Annotated in this window: 17 protein-coding genes; 15 read left to right on the forward strand and 2 right to left on the reverse strand. The window is 36.7% G+C overall.

The window, feature by feature from the left end:
• Positions 1–13 precede the first annotated feature (13 nt).
• Positions 14–1282, forward strand: coding sequence for a 3-isopropylmalate dehydratase large subunit (gene leuC / locus CHB58_RS05700; RefSeq protein ID WP_089323146.1), 1269 nt, complete (start codon positions 14–16; stop codon positions 1280–1282).
• A gap of 33 nt (positions 1283–1315) precedes the next feature.
• On the opposite strand, the gene CHB58_RS05705 is transcribed toward leuC, so the two are convergent.
• Positions 1316–2704, reverse strand: coding sequence for a WD40 repeat domain-containing protein (locus CHB58_RS05705; protein ID WP_089323147.1), 1389 nt, complete (start codon positions 2702–2704; stop codon positions 1316–1318).
• Positions 2705–2939: 235 nt separating this feature from the next.
• On the opposite strand from CHB58_RS05705, the gene CHB58_RS05710 reads away from it, so the two are divergent.
• The 14 genes from CHB58_RS05710 (at position 2940) to CHB58_RS05775 (ending at position 17385) form a co-directional block, all read left to right on the forward strand.
• Complete coding sequence (locus CHB58_RS05710; RefSeq protein ID WP_089323148.1) at positions 2940–3443, forward strand: adenylate kinase family protein; 504 nt, start codon at positions 2940–2942, stop codon at positions 3441–3443.
• On the forward strand, positions 3443–4654 hold the full coding sequence (locus CHB58_RS05715) for a hypothetical protein (protein WP_089323149.1): 1212 nt from the start codon (positions 3443–3445) through the stop codon (positions 4652–4654). Before CHB58_RS05710 ends, CHB58_RS05715 begins: the two co-directional genes overlap by 1 nt.
• The gene (rsmB, locus tag CHB58_RS05720) at positions 4651–5949 is read left to right on the forward strand and encodes a 16S rRNA (cytosine(967)-C(5))-methyltransferase RsmB (protein ID WP_089323150.1); all 1299 of its coding nucleotides are present in this window, start codon (positions 4651–4653) and stop codon (positions 5947–5949) included. Before CHB58_RS05715 ends, rsmB begins: the two co-directional genes overlap by 4 nt.
• An 8-nt stretch (positions 5950–5957) precedes the next feature.
• Entirely contained in the window at positions 5958–6608 is a 651-nt protein-coding gene (locus tag CHB58_RS05725; protein WP_089323151.1) for an HDOD domain-containing protein, read from the forward strand.
• 134 nt (positions 6609–6742) lie between these two features.
• Positions 6743–7192: a DUF1931 family protein gene (locus CHB58_RS05730; protein ID WP_089323152.1), complete on the forward strand. Its 450-nt coding sequence runs from the start codon at positions 6743–6745 to the stop codon at positions 7190–7192.
• 208 nt (positions 7193–7400) lie between these two features.
• Positions 7401–8465, forward strand: a complete 1065-nt coding sequence (locus tag CHB58_RS05735; protein ID WP_089323153.1) for an extracellular solute-binding protein — start codon at positions 7401–7403, stop codon at positions 8463–8465.
• Positions 8466–8526: 61 nt separating this feature from the next.
• A complete protein-coding gene (locus CHB58_RS05740; protein ID WP_089323154.1) occupies positions 8527–9573 on the forward strand; it encodes an ABC transporter ATP-binding protein in 1047 nt (348 codons plus the stop codon).
• Complete coding sequence (locus CHB58_RS05745) at positions 9554–10402, forward strand: ABC transporter permease (protein ID WP_089323155.1); 849 nt, start codon at positions 9554–9556, stop codon at positions 10400–10402. Before CHB58_RS05740 ends, CHB58_RS05745 begins: the two co-directional genes overlap by 20 nt.
• Positions 10399–11244, forward strand: coding sequence for an ABC transporter permease (locus tag CHB58_RS05750; RefSeq protein ID WP_089323156.1), 846 nt, complete (start codon positions 10399–10401; stop codon positions 11242–11244). The genes CHB58_RS05745 and CHB58_RS05750 overlap by 4 nt, the downstream gene beginning before the upstream one ends.
• Complete coding sequence (locus tag CHB58_RS05755) at positions 11245–12021, forward strand: alkaline phosphatase family protein (protein WP_089323157.1); 777 nt, start codon at positions 11245–11247, stop codon at positions 12019–12021.
• 86 nt (positions 12022–12107) lie between these two features.
• Entirely contained in the window at positions 12108–13178 is a 1071-nt protein-coding gene (locus CHB58_RS05760) for an ABC transporter substrate-binding protein (RefSeq protein ID WP_089323158.1), read from the forward strand.
• A 10-nt stretch (positions 13179–13188) separates the two neighbouring features.
• Positions 13189–14868 carry an ABC transporter permease gene (locus CHB58_RS05765; protein WP_089323159.1) on the forward strand — a complete coding sequence of 560 codons (1680 nt, stop codon included), beginning with the start codon at positions 13189–13191 and terminating at the stop codon, positions 14866–14868.
• Positions 14868–15926 (forward strand): ABC transporter ATP-binding protein, encoded by a 1059-nt coding sequence (locus tag CHB58_RS05770; protein ID WP_089323160.1) that lies wholly within the window; start codon positions 14868–14870, stop codon positions 15924–15926. Before CHB58_RS05765 ends, CHB58_RS05770 begins: the two co-directional genes overlap by 1 nt.
• A gap of 7 nt (positions 15927–15933) precedes the next feature.
• Positions 15934–17385, forward strand: a complete 1452-nt coding sequence (locus tag CHB58_RS05775) for a metallophosphoesterase family protein (RefSeq protein WP_089323161.1) — start codon at positions 15934–15936, stop codon at positions 17383–17385.
• Here the strand turns inward: CHB58_RS05775 and CHB58_RS05780 are convergent.
• Positions 17382–18284 carry a tRNA dihydrouridine synthase gene (locus tag CHB58_RS05780; RefSeq protein ID WP_089323222.1) on the reverse strand — a complete coding sequence of 301 codons (903 nt, stop codon included), beginning with the start codon at positions 18282–18284 and terminating at the stop codon, positions 17382–17384. The genes CHB58_RS05775 and CHB58_RS05780 overlap by 4 nt on opposite strands.
• Between the last annotated feature and the right edge of the window lie 31 nt (positions 18285–18315).

Below are 18315 nucleotides of genomic sequence, written 5' to 3' on the forward strand. Positions count from 1 at the left end.
GAGGAGAAAGGCTATGGGAATGACTATAACCCAGAAAATTCTTGCAGAACACGCCGGAAAAAAAGAAGTTTATCCTGGCGAGTTGATTATGTGTAAGGTGGACATCGCTCTTGCCAATGATGTTACCGCACCTATTGCCATAAAAAGGATAAAAGAACTCGGTGCGGAAAAGGTTTTTGATAAGGATAAGATAGCTCTTGTTCCTGACCACTTTACTCCTACAAAGGACATAAAGTCTGCTGAACAGGTGAAGATGATGAGAGAGTTTGCAAAAGAGTTCAACATTACACATTTCTGGAATGAAGGGAGAGTTGGTGTTGAACATGCCCTTTTACCTGAACAGGGGGTTGTTGTTCCTGGAGATGTTGTTATAGGCGCAGACTCTCATACATGCACCTACGGTGCTCTTGGTGCTTTCTCAACAGGAGTAGGTTCAACTGATATGGCTTACGCATGGCTTACAGGAGAAGTGTGGTTTAAAGTTCCAGAGCAGTTAAAGTTTGTTTACTTTGGTAAGCGTAATAGGTGGGTTTCCGGAAAAGACTTGATTCTCTATGTTATTGGGATGATAGGAGTTGATGGTGCCCTTTACAAAACTATGGAGCACACAGGAGAAGCTATAAAAGAGCTTCCTATGGACGATAGATTTACAATCTGCAATATGGCAATAGAAGCTGGTGCTAAAAACGGTATTATAGAACCTGATGAAATAACTCTTGAGTATGTAAAAGGAAGGGCTAAAAGACCTTACAAGCTCTATAAAAGTGACGAAGATGCTGAGTATGCAGAAGTTTTTGAAATAGATGTATCCAAGATAGAGCCTCAGGTTGCTTTTCCTCACCTTCCGTCAAATACAAGACCTGTTACTGAAGCTACCCATGTAACAATAGACCAGGTGGTTATCGGTTCATGTACCAACGGAAGGATTTCTGACTTAAGAATTGCGGCACAAATATTAAAGGGTAAAAAGGTAAATCCAAATGTTAGATGTATAGTGATTCCTGCAACTCAGGAGATATATAAGCAGGCGATGAAAGAGGGACTTATAGACATTTTCCTTGATGCTGAATGTGTTGTTTCAACTCCAACGTGCGGTCCGTGTCTTGGTGGTCACATGGGTATTCTTGCAAAAGGTGAGAGAGCGGTTGCTACAACAAACAGAAACTTTGTTGGAAGAATGGGGCATCCAGAAAGTGAGGTTTACCTTGCTTCTCCAGCTGTTGCTGCTGCTTCAGCTGTTCTTGGTAGAATCGCTCATCCTGATGAAGTTGCTGGAAATTGACATAAGGGCAGGGAACCTTTCCCTGCCACTGACTTATTTGAAATTTTTCTTATACTCTTCAAACTCCTTTTTGTAGTCGGAGAAGGATTCACTTTTCTCTTTCGCTTTAAAGATGATGGTTTTCTTGGTTATCTTTCCGCTGTCATCTTTAACAGCTATTACGACTTTGTGTTCTCCTGGATTTTTAAATGTTATAGAAATTGAAGCTGGGGGAGTTCCTTTGCCTATTTTTCCTTTCCCATCCACACTTATGAAGTGAGCTACGATTTTTGAGTCATCAGAAGCAAATATAGATACGTTTACTTTTAGTGGGGTAAACCCTTCCTGTGGATGGGCTTCAACAACAAGTTTTGGTGGGAGATTTTCCTCTTGTGGTTCATTCTTTGGTACACTGGTTGTTGTGGTTTCTGCAGTTTGGTTTTCTGTTTCTGAAAGTCCCTCTTTCTCTATGCTGGTATTTACAACCGTCTTTGTAAAGGGTGTTTTATATACGGTAAACTGGTTATTAATAAAGGTTCCAAGCAAAGACTTGTCTTTAGATAAAACAAGACCATCTCCTGATACGTTAGTATTTGTAATGGAGTTTTTAACAATATTTAATAGAAACACTTTCCGCGGGTCAAAAGAGTATTTCGCAAAGGACAAAAGAATTTCATCTTTATTTACCGGTGCAACTCCAAAGAATTTACCTCCTTTCTTTTCCAGCACAACTTTTGATGTTTTAAGCTCATAAACTCTTACTATATCGTTCCATCCATCTTCAACGTAAATATACCTGTTTGAGATAGGAATCGCAATTTCAACTCTTCCTTGAGGTATGATTTCAGATATCAGGTTTCCAGACTTTGTGAAAAATCCAACTTTTCTATTGCTGTATGCGATGAAATGTTTTCCGTCTGGAAGGAAGTAAAATCTGGTAGAGAAATCCCTTCCAATGTTTACTTTTCTTACAGTTTTTCTGTTTATAAGGTCAACCTCTTCCATTGTTCCGTTACTATATAAAAGCAATATCTTTCCATAAGACAGGGGTTTGAACCATGAAAACTGACCTTCCACAGTTTCTATAACATCTCCGTTGTTACCTATGTAATAGAGTTTATTTTCAGATAGAACGTAGATGTGGTCATTATTTTTCGTGGCGGTGATGAAGTCTTTTCCTTTTATACGGTATGTATTGAGAAGTTCTCCTTTTTTGATGTTCCATAATTTTACTGTGCCGTCTTTTGATAGGGTTATTATTCCTTTACCTTCTTCAGTCTCAAAAAAGTTAATGGAGACTATTTCTGAAGAGTGGGTGCCTTTAAAAAGGATGTCAAACTGAAGAGGTTTTATTTTCTGGCTTCCAAATGTTGCAGCAAAAGGAGAAGCTAAAGGTATCAAGAAGGTAATGATTACCAGAAATAAAATTTTTATCTTTTTCATCTGTTCTCTCCTCCCTCGGGTTTTATGTTAAAAATTTACCATAAATTGAGTTTATAATTAACATTTTCAGGGAGGCTGTTTGAAAAATGGCTATGAATTTTAAGAGATCCTTCGGGCTTTGCCCTCAGGATGACTTTCTTCGTCATTCTGAGGCTGTTTTGCAGCCGAAGAATCTCAATACCTTTTACAAACAAATGAGAATTTTCAAACACTCTCACATTTTCAGGAGGAAAAGTTGAGACTATGTATAACAGGAACACCGGGAACCGGGAAAACTACTGTTGCAAAAATTCTTTCTGAGAAACTCAGGCTACCTATTTATAATCTTTCAGATATTGTGAAAGAGAAAAAGCTCTATAAAAGTTTTGACGAAGGAAGGGATGCTTTTATCGTTGATATTGAAAAGTTAAGGGAATTTTTCAAAGATAAGCACAGATTTATAGCAGAAGGACTTGTGGCTCATTACATCCCTTGTGATGTTCTGGTGGTTTTGAGAGCAAAACCGGATGTAATAAGAGAGAGGTTAAAAGAGAGAAACTATACCACAGAGAAAGTGGAGGAAAACGTTGAAGCAGAACGGATAGCTTATTGCGCTACTGAAGCTTTTGAGAATTTTAGCGGAAAAGTTTTTATCCACATAGACACTTCTAACAGAACTCCTGAAAAGATTGTGAATGTTATAATAGAAGGAGTTAAACGTGGTGGTATTGTTGAGGAGATAGACTGGTTGGAGGGTTGATGGGGTATGTTAGATATGACCTGAAAGGTATTAAATGCCTGCCTGAAACACTTAAAAAACTTGACTTCTCTTCCCTTTTTACCAGAGAGAAGATGCCTTTTATAGGTGCCTTTTCTGTTCATATAAAGGAGATAAAAGAAACTTTAAGAAGGTTTAAAGAGATTTACGATAATATGTTTGTTATCGGCATCGGCGGTTCATCTCTTGGTATTCAATCAATATATGAAGGTATATACGGAAAGCATAAAATTACAGGCAGAAAACTTTACTTTCTTGAGAATGTTGATCCTTTTAACATTCATCAAATTTTTCAGTCGGCTCCGTGGGATAGAACCGTTTACTGTGTGATAAGTAAGTCGGGAAGTACCCTTGAAACAGTATCAATTTTTAATCTTGTCCTTTATGAGATGAAAAGGAGAGGTTTTACTGACCTTTATAAGAGATTCATATTTATCTCGGGGAAAAATACTCCCTTTTATTCTATTGCAAAAGAACTTGGTGCTCCTTTTTTTGAGATACCTGAAGAGATAGGGGGTCGGTTTTCTGTTCTCACTCCGGTAGGGCTTATTCCTGCAGATTTTGTTGATATTGACCCTTACGCTTTAGTAGGTGGAGGTATGGAAATTCTGGAAGAGATTTCACAGAATAAAGAGCATGAAGCTATTATTCTGACATGTGCAGAGTATGAGAGTTATATAAACGGTAGAAACATAAACGTTATGATGCCCTATTCTGATTCTTTAAGAAAGTTTTCAGAATGGTGGGTTCAGCTGTGGGCTGAAAGTCTGGGAAAAGATGGTAAAGGACAGACTCCTCTTCCTGCAGTTGGAACTGTTGACCAGCATTCGCTCCTTCAGCTTTTTATGGATGGTCCTGATGATAAGTTTTACCAGTTTATAAAAGTTGAGAACTTCGGCAGTGATTTTATACTTCCCAAAAAGACGCAGGTGCTTGATTTTATTGCAGGTAAAAGAATTTCAGATATTATCCATGCAGAGTTTGAAGGAACTGTTGAAGCTTTAAGGCAGGGGGGAAGGCCTGTTGCTGTTTTAGAAGTTAGTAGAATGACACCAGAAGTAATGGGAGCGCTTTTTACTCTTTACATGGTGAAAACAGTAGTGATGGCGGAGCTTATGGGAGTTAATCCTTATGGCCAGCCGGGAGTGGAAATAGGGAAGAAGATAGCTAAAAGGAAGCTTGGAGGAGTATGAATACACGCGAGATTGCTGTTAAAATTTTATGTGAGTTTGAAAAAGATCTGAAGATAAAACCTCACTTTGAAAGATTAACAAAAAATCTTTCTTTTAAGGACAGAAGTTTTGTAAGGGAGATTGTTTCAGGAAGTGTCAGATTTTTGAAACTTCTTGATTTTTCCATAGAAAAGGTTTCAGGAAAGAATCAGAAAAAACAGCATCCTGCTGTTAGAAACAGTTTAAGGATTCTTGCTTATCAGATTTTTTTTATGTCGGTGCCTCTATATGCTGCCATAAATGAAACTGTTGAAGCAGTGAAGCATTTCAGGAAAAAAGCTGCCGGGTTTGTTAATGCTGTTGGAAAAAAACTTATAAATTTTGACTACAAAGCTGAAATAGAAAAAATCCCTGACTTTTATGAAAGGATATCTACTTTGTACTCTTTTGAAAATTGGATGGTAAAAAGATGGCATAGATTTTACGAAGATGAGTTAGTTTCTATTCTCTCATTCCTTAATAGAACTGCACCTCTTTATATTAGAATTAACACTTTAAAGGTTAAAGTTTCAGACTATTTAAAATTTCTTGAAGAGAGCGGTATAGAGTTTGAGGTTCATCCATTTATAAAAGAGATGGTAAGGATTAAAGGAAAAGTTGATATACAATCTTTGCCCGGATACGCTGATGGGTTTTTTTACATTCAGGATGTAGCTTCTTACCTTTCAGCCCTTTTATTATCGCCTCAGAAAGGAAAAAAAATCCTTGATATTGCAGCTGCCCCAGGCGGTAAAACTACCGCGATAGCAGCACTTGTGGAAAATGAAGCTGATATTATTGCGGTAGATGTTGATTCCGAAAGATTGAAGCTTCTTGATAGAAATCTTGAAAAGCTTGGTGTAAATTGTGTTAAAACGTTAAAAACGGATATTACAAAAGAAAATCCTTTTACAGAAAACAGCTTTGATAGAGTTTTGCTTGATGCTCCCTGTAGTGGAACGGGAATTATAAGAAGACATCCTGAAGGCAAATGGAACAAAAGTTTATCTTTGATAAAACATAACCAGAAATTGGAGAAAGCGCTGTTAAAAGAGGCTTTTAAACTCCTTAAGCCAGGTGGGACACTGCTTTACAGTGTTTGCAGTCTTGAAAGAGAGGAGGGAGAGGAAATTGTTAATTTTGCATTAAATATAGGTTTTAAAAAAAGAGACTTTGATATAAAATTTGAAGAAATAGGTGTTAAAGGAAGTATGGCAAGGGTGTTTCCTCATAAGCAGGGAACGGATGGATTTTTTTACGCTATATTTACAAAATAGGAGGGGTTATGGCAGAGGTAGAAAGGTTAAAACTTAAAAGGGAAGTTATGCTTAAGCTTATAAAGGCTCTTATTGATGGTGAAGAGCTTGAAAAAGTGTCTGAGATTGTGAGTATGGACCCAAATCTTTCTCTCAGACTTTTAAAGTTCATCAATTCTCCGTATTTTGGATTGAGTAAAGAGATAACATCCATTGTTCAGGCTGTTGCCTATCTTGGATATCAGAATCTTAAAGACTACATTTTCGTTCTTTTAACCTCTTCACTTCTAAAATCTGCAGATAGAGATGAAATAAGGAATATACTTAAGCAGGCTTTTGCCATGAAATATGTTGCAGAAAAACTTTTACCGGCTCATGTTGATGAAGCTTTTATGGTTGGACTGCTGGCCCCGGTGCTTAAGGAAGTTGATGTTGATGAGTTAAAGAAAATTCTCCAGAAAGCTGGTGTTTCGGATAACATAATAATGGGACTTCTTGATGAAGGAAGTTCTCTTTATAGAATAAAAGAGTTTACCAAGAAACTTCTTGATTTTTGTGAGAGAGTTGCAAGGAATGAACAGGTTGACCTGAAAGATACAGAAGGACTTACTTTCAGTGATATAGATGATATATGTAAAAAGGCAACAAAAGAAGCAGAATCTTTAATATCTGCACTTTAATTTTAGAACAATTTCATTTTGGAAGCCCCTTAAAAAGGGGCTTTTTTTTATTTTTAGAGGTCTTGAAAAAAAGAAAATGTAGCATAAATTTCCATTTTAGAAAATATAAAATATAATTTTAAGGAGGTGAGGGAATGGCAGTTGTTGGATTTGCAAAACTTGAAGCACTTTTCAGGAAAGCTGCAGGCCTTGACATTGATAAAAATAAGGCAAAAGTAATTACAGATATTGTGGAGAAAAAACTCTATGACCTTCTTCTCATAGGTGAAAGAAATGCAAAATACAACGGCAGAGATGTTATATGGGAGTGTGATGTTCCGTTAACAAAAGGGTTTCTTGAAACGATTCAAAAATTTAAGGAACTTGAAGAAGTGCTTGAATTAAAGGATATTCTTGATTTTCTGGCAACACAACCTCCGCTAAAATATCCCCTTGAAGCAGAACTTGAAAATAAACTTCCAGAGATTGTTGGAGCACTGCTTTTCATTCTTGCGAGGATAATAAAAGAGATAGATGAAAATTGTAAGCAGCCTTCTGTTGAAGATATTGAAAGAGCAGGAAGAATTCTTGATTTAACTATGTAAGCTGCTATCACGATTTTAAACAGAATAAAAGCCCGGCATCTGCCGGGCTTTTAAAATATTTCCCATCGCTCTGACATCAAAGGTATCTATTGCATTCTATATATCACCTTATAAATTCTGGAAAGATTAATCTCTAACAGTTTTTTAACACTTCCCTCCTTAATATATCACTGCGCGAAAAATCTAAACTTTAAAGGAGGAAAGATATATGAAAAAGTTCCTGTGTCGTTTATTTTCAGGCCTACTTACTGCCGTTGCACTTGTGAACATTGCAAATGCTCAAGAAGTTTTAAGAATTATCACCTGGAAAGGCTACATTCCTAAAGAGCTTCAGGAGAAGTTTGAAAAAGAAACGGGTATTAAGCTGAAAATCACTTATTCAAACAACGAAGAGATGCTTGCAAAGCTTCGTGCAACAAGGGGCGGCGGTTTTGACCTTGCCCAGCCTTCAGCTGACAGAATTCTTTTCGCTGCTAAAAAATACAAAATTTACCAGCCTATGGATTATTCAAAGATTGAAGTTAAAAATATCAAACCCACACTTTTTAAAGCAACTAAAGAGATTTCAGGCGGTTATGCAGTTCCTTACTGCTTTGGAACAACTGGACTTATAGTTAATAAAAAGTATGCTCCTGATGCCAACGACTGGAGCGACCTTTATAATCCTAAGTACGCCGGACATATAGCTTACAGGCTTAAAAGGCCGCTTCTTATTGGTGTTGCTTTTGCCATGGGATATAACCCGTTTAAGCTTTACAACAATATCCCAGAATATAAGAAGATGATAGACAAGGTAGCCCAAAAACTTATAGAAACCAAAAGCTACGTTTACGCCTACTGGAACAGTGGAGACCAACAGAGAGAGTTTGCAAGAAGTGGTAAGGTTTGGGTTGAGACAGGATGGGACGGAATAGGGTGGAATCTTCACAAAGAGAATCCTGATATAGATTTTATTGCTCCTAAAAGTGGTGCTCTCGGATGGATAGATACCTTTGCAATTCCTAAAAGAAGCAGAAATGTGGAAGGTGCATATAAGTTTATCAACTTTATGTTAAGACCTGAAAATGCAGCAGTTTTTGTTAATCATGAGAGATATCAAAGTGCTTCTAACGGTGTTGAAAAATACGTGAAGAAAGAAATTAAAGAAGATTGGCAGAGAACTTTTGACAAGAAGAACCTTGAGAACATAAAGTGGTACCCGGCTCTTCCTGCAGCCTGTGAAAAGATTGAGTCTGAAGCTCTTGAAAGAATCAAAGCAGCCGCTGCAAGATAATCTGCTTCAGGGCACTCATGTGAGTGCCCTTACTTTTTTAAGTTCTTTTTTGGAGTAAACGATGGCAATTCTCAAACTTTCCGGAATTTCAAAAAGTTTTGGAGATACAAAGGTACTTGAAGATATCAACCTTTCAATTGAAGAAGGGGAATTCTTCTCTATTCTCGGACCTTCAGGCTCTGGAAAAACAACGATTTTAAGGCTTATAGCCGGTTTTATTTTTCCCGATACCGGAGAGATAAGAATAAATGACAGGGTGATAAATCAACTGCCTCCTGAAAAGAGGGAAGTAAATATTGTGTTTCAAAATTTAGCCCTTTTCCCAATGATGGATGTTTTCGGAAATGTGTCTTTCGGATTAAAAAACAAAGGACTTTCAAAGTCTCAGATAAAAGAAAAGGTTTCAAAAATTCTTGAGAAGGTTGGTCTTAAAGGATTTGAGAAAAGAAAAATCAACGAGCTTTCCGGTGGACAGAAACAGAGAGTTGCCCTTGCAAGAAGTCTTGTAATGGAACCGAAAATTCTTCTTCTTGATGAACCGTTAAGTGCTCTTGATAAAAAGCTAAAAGAGCAAATGATGATTGAACTTAAGCTTTTGCAGAAAGAGTTAAAAACCACTTTCGTTTATATAACCCATGACCAGAGTGAAGCGATGGTTATGAGTAACCGTATTGCAGTAATAAATGAAGGCAAAATTGAGCAGATAGATACTCCTTATAAACTTTATAACTATCCACAAACTCCCTTTGTTGCCTCTTTTGTAGGTGAAAATAACAGGTTTAAAATCGTTGCCCAGGATGAAAAAAGCGTCACTACAGAAAAGGGTTGGAAGATACCGATAGATACAGAGGAAAATAGACAGAAACTTAAAAAGATGAAAATAAAAGAGGTGTTTATTCGTCCGGAAAGCTTCTTTATATCTCCATCAAAAGGAATCCTTTCTGGGTATATTCGTTCGGTTTTATTTGATGGTCCTCATACAAAGGTCTTTATAGAAACAGAGTATGGTGATGATATTTTAATAAATCTTAAAGATAAGAATTTTAAACCGTCAGAAGGAGAAAGAGTAAATCTGGGGATAAATGGTGATGAAATCAGGCTATTCTAAAGACTTTACTGTTAAAATATGCGCTTTGTTGGTACTTTTGTGGGTTTTTCTGTTGATAATACTTCCCCATTTAGGGCTACTATATTCCTCTTTTACTACAGAAGATGGAGTTTTCACATTCAGCAACTATCTTAAATTTTTTAAACAGAAAATTTACTATACAACTTTTCTCTATACTTTTTTAAATGGATTTCTCATTTCGTTTCTCTCCTTTCTTCTTGCAATGCCCCTTGCATTTTTTCTTGTAAAAGTTCTTCCTGAAAGAATTTCCCGGATTTTCATGGCTATTATTTTAATCCCCCTTGGGGTAGGTGAACTTATTATTGTTTACGGTTGGATGATAGTTCTTTCTGATAACGGCCTGATAAAACACCTTCTTCACTATATCGGAATTTCACATATGCCGAAACTTTTAAATACCCCTTTCAGTATGACAATTGGTTTTCTTTATGTTTCTTTTGTTTTTATGCTTCTTCCTATAATACAGGTACTTGAAAATCTTGATGACTCAATGATAGAAGCTGCCCTTGACCTTGGAGTGTCAAAGCTTGCTATTTTCAGAGAGATAATCATTCCGTTTTCTATGTCAGGTATTATTTCTGGAGTAATCATGGTATTTACTCTCGTTATAGGTGATTTTCTCGTTCCAAATATATTGGGAGGTAAAAGCGCCCTCTGGTTTACGGAGATTATTTACGATAACTTTCTTACAACATTAAACTGGAACCTTGGTTCTGCTTTTGGCTTTCTGCTTCTCCTTGGTGCTGTTATTGTGATATGGATACTTATAAAAATTTCCGGTCAGGATTACGAGAGGGTTATTAGATGATTAGAGGTATTGCTTCCAAAAGATATAACTTTACTGTTTCTTTCTTCGTGGGACTATTTTTTGTCTTCTGGATACTACCCCTTTTTGTTATTTCTCTTCTTGCATTTAACGATGCAGATTATATAGGCTTTCCCTTCAAAGGATTTACTCTTGATTGGTTCATAGGTTCAGGTAAAAAGGTGGGAGTGTTTCATAATCCTGATCTTTTACACGCAATAGTGGTTAGTGTGAAAACGGCAACTATTGTCTCTGCTGTATCGCTTATAATTGCTACGGCTGCGGTTTTATACTTTGAAAAAGCAAAGTCAAAGGCTAAAAATATTCTTTACTATCTGGCTGTCTCTCCTCTTATAATTCCCGGTGTTATTCTTGGTATTGCTATACTTACCTTTGCCACCACTATTCTTTACTTTTTGCAGGACCATGCGTCTATTGACCTGACCGATTATCTTTCTCCCGGATTCTGGTTGGTTGTTATTGGACAGATTTCTTTTGTTACATCTTACAGTATGCTTATTATTCAGGCACAGATGAAGAAGTTTGATAGAACATGGGAAGAAGCGGCCCTGAATCTTAAAGCCGGCCGCTTTGATATCTTACGGTATATTACCGTTCCCTTTTTAAAACCTGCTCTTATTAAAGCTTTCATTGCAGGATTTTTAATCAGTTTTTCAAACTTTAACACAACCGTTTTTCTTGTTGGTTCAGATCCGACTCTTCCTATCTATCTTTTCTCTCAGGTTAAGTATAACCTCACTCCGGTTGTTAATGCAGTTTCATTTCTTATTATTCTGGTTATTACCTCCTTTGCGGTAATAGATTTCATCTTTAAGAGGGATTAAATGAAAAAGTTGATTCACATAGCGGTTGATGGCTTGAGACCGGAAATGATTGATACAGGGCGCTGTAAATTTTTAAAATCTTTATCTGAAAAAGCTTTATATACAAATCAGATGCGTTCAGTAATTCCTCCCATTACTTTACCCTGTTTCTTTTCAATATTTCACGGGGTTAATCCTCTTACACACGGTGTTTTTTACAACATAATTCCTGAAAATTATACGGTTAAATCTCCAAACCTTTTTGATGTTTTAACGGATAACGGTATAAACACTATCTCTTTTTTTAACTGGAAAACTCTTGGAAAAAGTATGGGAAAGAAGAAACCTTCAGGGGAAAAGGTGTTTATTGACGATTTAACAATAAAGGGAGATGTTGAAATTGTTGATAAGGTTATCTCTCTAAACGAGGAGAGAAAGTTACCTGATTTTATTTTTATCTATCTTGGAGCTCTTGATGAAGTTGGTCATAAATACGGCTGGCTTTCATCTGAATATGTAAAAACTGCCGAAGTGGTGGATTCCCTTATTGAAAAACTTTTTAGAGTTTTCAGTAAAGAGTGTGATTTTCTTATCCATAGCGACCATGGAGGTTATGAATTTGGCCACTACGTTATTATGGAAGAGATAATGAACGTGCCTTTTATCTATTATTCTTCAGGGGAAAAGTTGGACACTCTGCAGAAATTGGCACCTTCCATCGTTGATATTGCTCCCATAGTTCTTTCTCGTTTTGGTATAGAAATTCCTGTTTCATGGGAAGGAAACAGCATTTTCTAAGTGCTGTTTTTTTCTTTTTTAACAAATTACTAACAATTAATAGTTATCTTTTCTATCAAACTTTTAAGTTTATTTTCGGAGGTGTTATGAAAAAAAGTAAATTTTTAAAATTTGCCTTTATTCCCACTGTAGCGATTGCTTTATCAGGTTGTTTTAATAATAATCAGAATGTTCAAAAAGAAGAAACCAAAAAACCAGAAGTTACACAGGAAAAGAAGCAACTTTCAGGAACTATCAACTTTTACACGTCCCTTCCTAAAACTATAGCTCTTGAGATAGCTGATAGATATCATCAAAAACATCCTGAAATTACTGTAAACGTTTACAGAAGCGGCGCATCAAAGATAATGGCAAAACTCGGGGCTGAAATAGAAGCGGGTAAAGTGATGGCAGATGTTGTCTGGCTGGCAGACCCGGGGAACACAATTTTCCTTAAAAACAAAGGGGTGCTTTTAAAATACACTCCTGAAAATGCAGAAAAAGTTGCTTTTAAAGATAAGGATGGTTACTATTTCGCCGGAAGATTTATAGCTCCTGTTATAGCATTTAATACCGGAATTGTTAAAAATCCCCCGAAAAGTTTTAAAGTAATCTCTGAAAAAGAGTATAGGGATACCCTTCCTTCTCCGTGGAACAGAGCGAAAGGATGGTGTGCTATTCCCAATCCTCTATATTCAGGTTCTGCCCTTGCTTTTGCTTATGGTATGTATAAGCTTTACGGCTGGGATTACTTCAGGAGATTAAAAAATAATGGAGTGGTTGTTTTAAAAAGTAACGGTTCTGTAAAGAACGGAATACTTCAGGGAGAAAACCCTGTAGGCGTTACACTTGATTATATGGTGAGACAGCAAAAGGCGAAAGGAATGAACATAGATTATCTCTATCCTGAAGATGGAACTGCTCTGATACCAAGCCCTATAGCTGTTTTAAAAACAACTAAAAATCCTGAAGTTTCAAAGGATTTTGAAAACTTCCTTCTCTCAAAAGAGGTTCAAACTCTTCTTGCTGATAATTACATAATTCCTGCAAGGAGCGATATTTCTTCAGATAAAGTCCCCTCTATTGATTCTATAAAGAAAATAAACGTTGATTGGGATAAAGTTTCTGGAAACCTTGAAGAGATAAGAAACAAATTTTCACAAATAATGCTCAAGTGATGGAGTCTATATGTCCGAGAGGTCTTTAAGGGAGAGATTTTCTCTCCCGTTATCTGAAATTCAGATTTTATGGGTTTTTACTCTTTTTGTTTTAATTATTACAACTTTTTATCCTTTTGCACTCCTTGTGTTTAAAAGTATTACCGGAGTAAGGAGTGAAGAAGTTCTAAAAGCTGTTCTTACAGACAGAGAAACTTATGTTTACACATTTAATACTATTAAACTTGCTGTTTTTGTAACGGTTTTAGCTATTATACTTGGAGTTCCTTCTGCTTTTCTTGTCTCAAGGACAGATATTTATTCCCGAAAAATTTTAAAATTTTTAATAGTTCTCTCTTTCACTCTTCCCCCTTATGTAAGTGCTATAGCATGGATACAGCTTGCGGCACCTTATTCAGGATATTTAAATAGATTTTTTCACCTTTTTGGTTTTCCTGCTGATTTCATCAATATTTACTCTTTCTGGGGAATAGTCCTTGTAATGGCTATCAAGTATTATATCTATGTGTTTTTGACAACTTCAGCTTCACTTGAACAGATAGACCCTTCTCTTGAAGAAGCAGCCAGAATGAGCGGAGCTTCACCTTTTAAAGCTTCCCTTTTAACACTTAAACTGGTCATTCCGTCCATAGCTTCAGGAGCTCTTCTTGTTTTTATAGCTACATGTGCAAACTTTGGAATTCCTGCTTTAATTGGCGAAAGGGCTAACTTTTATGTTCTAACAACTAAAATTTACAGTGCCCTTTCTATTCCAGACCTTGACAGGGCTGTAATACTTTCTCTTTTCCTGATAGTGATAACTGCGGTTGTTCTTCTGATTCAGAAAAAAGTTTCACATGGAAAACACTATACAACTGTTACCGGGAAAGCTTCTCGTCCGTCGTTATTAAAACTTGGTAAAGTAAAAATTGCTGTATCTTTACTTCTTTATATAGTGCTTTTTATTACGACTGTAGTCCCTATATCTTCTCTCTTTTTCAGTGCATTACTTAAAACTCCTGTAGCACCATTAACTTCTGTAGATTCGTACACGTTATCAAATTTTCTATTTGTTATTTTCAAGGATCCTTCCACGACAGAGGCTATAAAAACAAGTTTCTTTTCTTCTGCTCTTGCAGCTTCAGTTATCACAGTTTTTGGAGCACTTATTGCATACATAGTGGTTAAAACCGATATAAAAGGAAGAACGATTATAGATTTTCTCTCTTCCATTCCTTATATTTTGCCGGGCACGGTTGTTGGAGTTGCAATAATAGTGGCTTTTATAAAATTTCCTTTCTTTGAGACTTTGTGGATTTTACCGTTTGCTTACTTCATCAGGTATCTTTCCTATGGAGTTAGAACGGTTACAGGTTCCCTGCTTCAGATAGATAAAACTCTTGAAGAAGCTTCTTTCATGTCCGGAGCTTCATGGGTGCAGACCTTTAAAAACATAATTTATCCTCTGTTAAAATCCGGGTTGCTTGCTGCATGGATACTTGTTTTTATTCCTGCTTTAAGTGAACTTACCGTTTCCATAATCATATATCCGCCGCAGCATCCTACCATAGGGGTTGCAACGTATAATCTTATGGAAGAGGGGTCATACAGCTTTGCTTATGCTCTTTCAGCTCTTGTTACATTAATTGTTGTTGTTTCTTACGGAATTGTTACCAGAATCACCGGAAAATTTGCCGGAAGGAGAATTTAATGGGTGTTCTTGTTCTTGAAAATGTGAGAAAAAGCTATAAAGATGTTGAAATTTTAAAGAGAATAAGCCTTGATGTTGAGAAGGGAGAGTTTTTAACACTTCTGGGCCCATCAGGTTGTGGGAAAACAACCACCTTAAGAATAATTGCAGGCCTTGAAGTGCCCACATCGGGCAGGGTTGTTGTAGATGGAAAAATTTTTTCCGCTCCGAAGGAGAAAATCTTCATTCCCCCTGAAAAAAGAAATATAGGTATGGTTTTTCAAAGTTATGCTGTCTGGCCTCATATGACGGTGTTTGATAATATAGTTTATCCTTTAAAAATTCGTAAACTCAAAAAACAGGAGATAGAAAGGAAAGTCAAGGACGCTCTCAATATGGTAAGACTTAGCGGACTTGAAAGGCGCTATCCTCACCAGCTTTCAGGGGGACAGCAGCAAAGGGTTGCCCTAGCAAGAGCACTTGTTATGAATCCCAAAATAATGCTTCTTGATGAACCTTTGTCAAACCTTGATGCCAAACTAAGAGAAGAGATGCGGTTTGAGATAAAGGATTTACAAAAAAGAACCGGCATAACAATCATCTATGTTACCCATGACCAGACTGAAGCTATGGCAATGAGTGATAGGGTAGTGGTTATGAAAAATGGTGAGATAAGACAGATAGGCACTCCTATGGAAATATATAAAAATCCTGTGGATACGTTTGTTGCCGACTTTATAGGAAGTGCAAACTTTATTACTCCGAAGAAAGTTGAAAAGTGCGGAAATTGCTTGGAAATCTCCTTTTTAAACAGGAAATTGACGGTTGCTAAACTTCCTCATGAGAAAATTAAAGTTGTTGTAAGACCGTCAGAGATAGAGCTTTCAAAAGAAAAACTGACCGATTCTATTGACGGAAGAGTTGTTGCAAGTTCGTTTTTAGGTGAATTTAACATGTATAAAGTTATGTTGGAAAAGGATTTAGTTTTAACTGTGATAAGTGATAGGAAAGATTTTGAAACAGGAGATACTGTTTTTGTTAAGATTAAAAACTGTGTTGTAGTTGCTGACAGAGATTGAGGGCTTTATGGTTAAAGTTGCTCATATAAGTGATACCCATATAACTTATGGAAACGCTTTCAACAGAACCGCTTTTGATATAGCTATTGAAAAAATAAACAAGAGTGATGTTGACCTTGTTATTCACACGGGTGATGTAACAGACCAGGGTCTAAGAGACGAATATGAGTATGCAGCATTTCTATTTAACAAAATTGAAAAGCCTTTAATAGTTGTTCCTGGAAATCACGATGTCAGAAATGTCGGTTATGAACTTTTTGACCGCTTTTTTGGGCAATTTTTTAAAAAAGTGGAAGTTGGAGGAATCTCTTTTATTCCGATTGATACTACCGTGCCGGATGTTGGAGACGGTGAGCTTGATTTTTACGAGATGGAAAGATTAAAGGAAAAACTTTTTGAAGAAAAAGAAACTATAAAAGTTGTTATTGGGCATCACCATCTCTTTCCGCTTCCCTTTACAGGCAGAGAGAGAAATGTAATTTCTAACAGCGGTGACCTTATTGAGCTTTTTAACTCTTCAGGTGTTGCTGCCTATCTTTCAGGACATAAACATGTTTTTAATGTGTATAAACTTTCTGATACGGTAGTGATAAATGCTGGTGCCGTTTCGTGCAGGAAAACAAGAAAAGGAGATGTGAACAGTTTTAATTTTATAAATTTTGACAATTTTACAAATGGAGTAGATGTTACGGTAATTGCTGAATATATTGATGGAAGTAGAGAAAGGAAGATTTTCTCTATCCCTGAGAAAAGTAAAGCTATTTCTGATAAAGGTGCAAAACTTCTTACTATCGTTCAGATAAGTAATACCTGCGTATCGGACAGATTTTATTTCAGACAGGACGTTATGGAAAAGGGGATAGAGACTATTAACAAAATTAACCCCGATTTTGTAATTCACTGCGGGAACATTGTGGATGCAGGAGTGGAGCGCTATTTTGAAAGAGCGGTTGCTTTGCTGAGTAATTTAAAATCGTCTTTAATGGTCGTGCCCGGCAGAAACGATTTTTCATTTAACGGAGACATCTTTTTCTTTCGTTATTTTTCTCTTAAACCTTTTGAAACCGAAAAGATTAAGTTCGTTCCTGTTGTGACGGTAAATAAAGATGCTAAAACGGGAAGACTTGGAAGAAGCGGTTTGAAATTTCTTAAAAAGGAGCTTGAAACAGAAAAAGAAAAAATTGTTTATCTTCATCACAACCTTCTTCCCGTTCCGCACAATAGAGAAACAGGAATTCTTGAAGATGCAGGAGATATTATTAAGCTCCTGATAGATAAAGGGGTAAAACTTGTCCTTACAGGTTATGGAGATAACAGCTTTTTTACTAAACTGGAAAACGTTTCTTTTGTGAATTCAGGAAGTTTTTCATGGGAGCTTCACAACAATCCCGCTGGTTTCTCCTTTAATCTAATAGAGATTTATGAAAATGATGTCTGTGTTAAAGAAATTTATTTTTAGTTTGCTGTTTTTATTTCCTTGAGATTTTCCAAAAGCTCTCTACAGCTTTTGCTTCTCATCACTTTTTCGTTCAGCTTTGCTTTTCCTCTTATCCCTTTAAAAAGCTGGACAATCTGCATCTTTATCTCTTTGCAGGCTTTTTCTTTCTTCATAAACTCCCACATCATCTCAAGTTCCTGCAGGATAAACTCTATCCTTTCGGAAAATGTGGCTTTGTAGTCTCTTCTCTCTTTAAACTCTTTAAATATCCACGGGTTTGATACTGCTCCCCTTCCTGCCATCACACCGTCACATCCTGTCTCTTCAAACATCCTTTCAACATCTTTCCATTTCCATACATCGCCGCTTCCGACTATCGGCACAGGACTTAATTTTTTCAAATCCTTTATCCTTTCCCACCTTGCTTTTCCTGAAAAAAGCTCTGTGGAAAGTCGCGGGTGAAGGGCTATAAGGGAAACACCGCCTTCTATAAGGTTTTCGGCTATCTTTTCAAGATTGTCCTCTTTAAATCCAAGTCTGATTTTTGCCGTTACAGGAATGTTGTAAGGTTTTAAAGCGGCAACCGTTTCTCTGATTATCTCTTTCATTATTTCAGGATACTGAAGAAGGTAAGCAGCGGATTTTGATTTTAAAACCTTTTTGACAGAACATCCAAAGTTTATATCTATCGCGTCTGGCCTGCATTTTTCAGCAACAATTTCGGCAGCTTTTGCTATCTCTTCCGGATTTCTTCCGTAAAGCTGAAGGTGAATCGGTCTTTCCTCTTCGGTAAAGTAGGCAAGTTCTCTTTCTATTCCTTTGTAGATTATCCCCGTTGCGTTCATAAGTTCAGAGTAAACTCTATCTGCTCCAAGCCGCCTGCAAAGTCTTCTGAACGCTGAATGGGTGTAACCTGCCATGGGAGCAAGGATTATCTCTTTACCTTTAAAC

The sequence above is a fragment of the Desulfurobacterium atlanticum genome, from assembly GCF_900188395.1.
Lineage (GTDB): Bacteria > Aquificota > Aquificia > Desulfurobacteriales > Desulfurobacteriaceae > Desulfurobacterium_A > Desulfurobacterium_A atlanticum.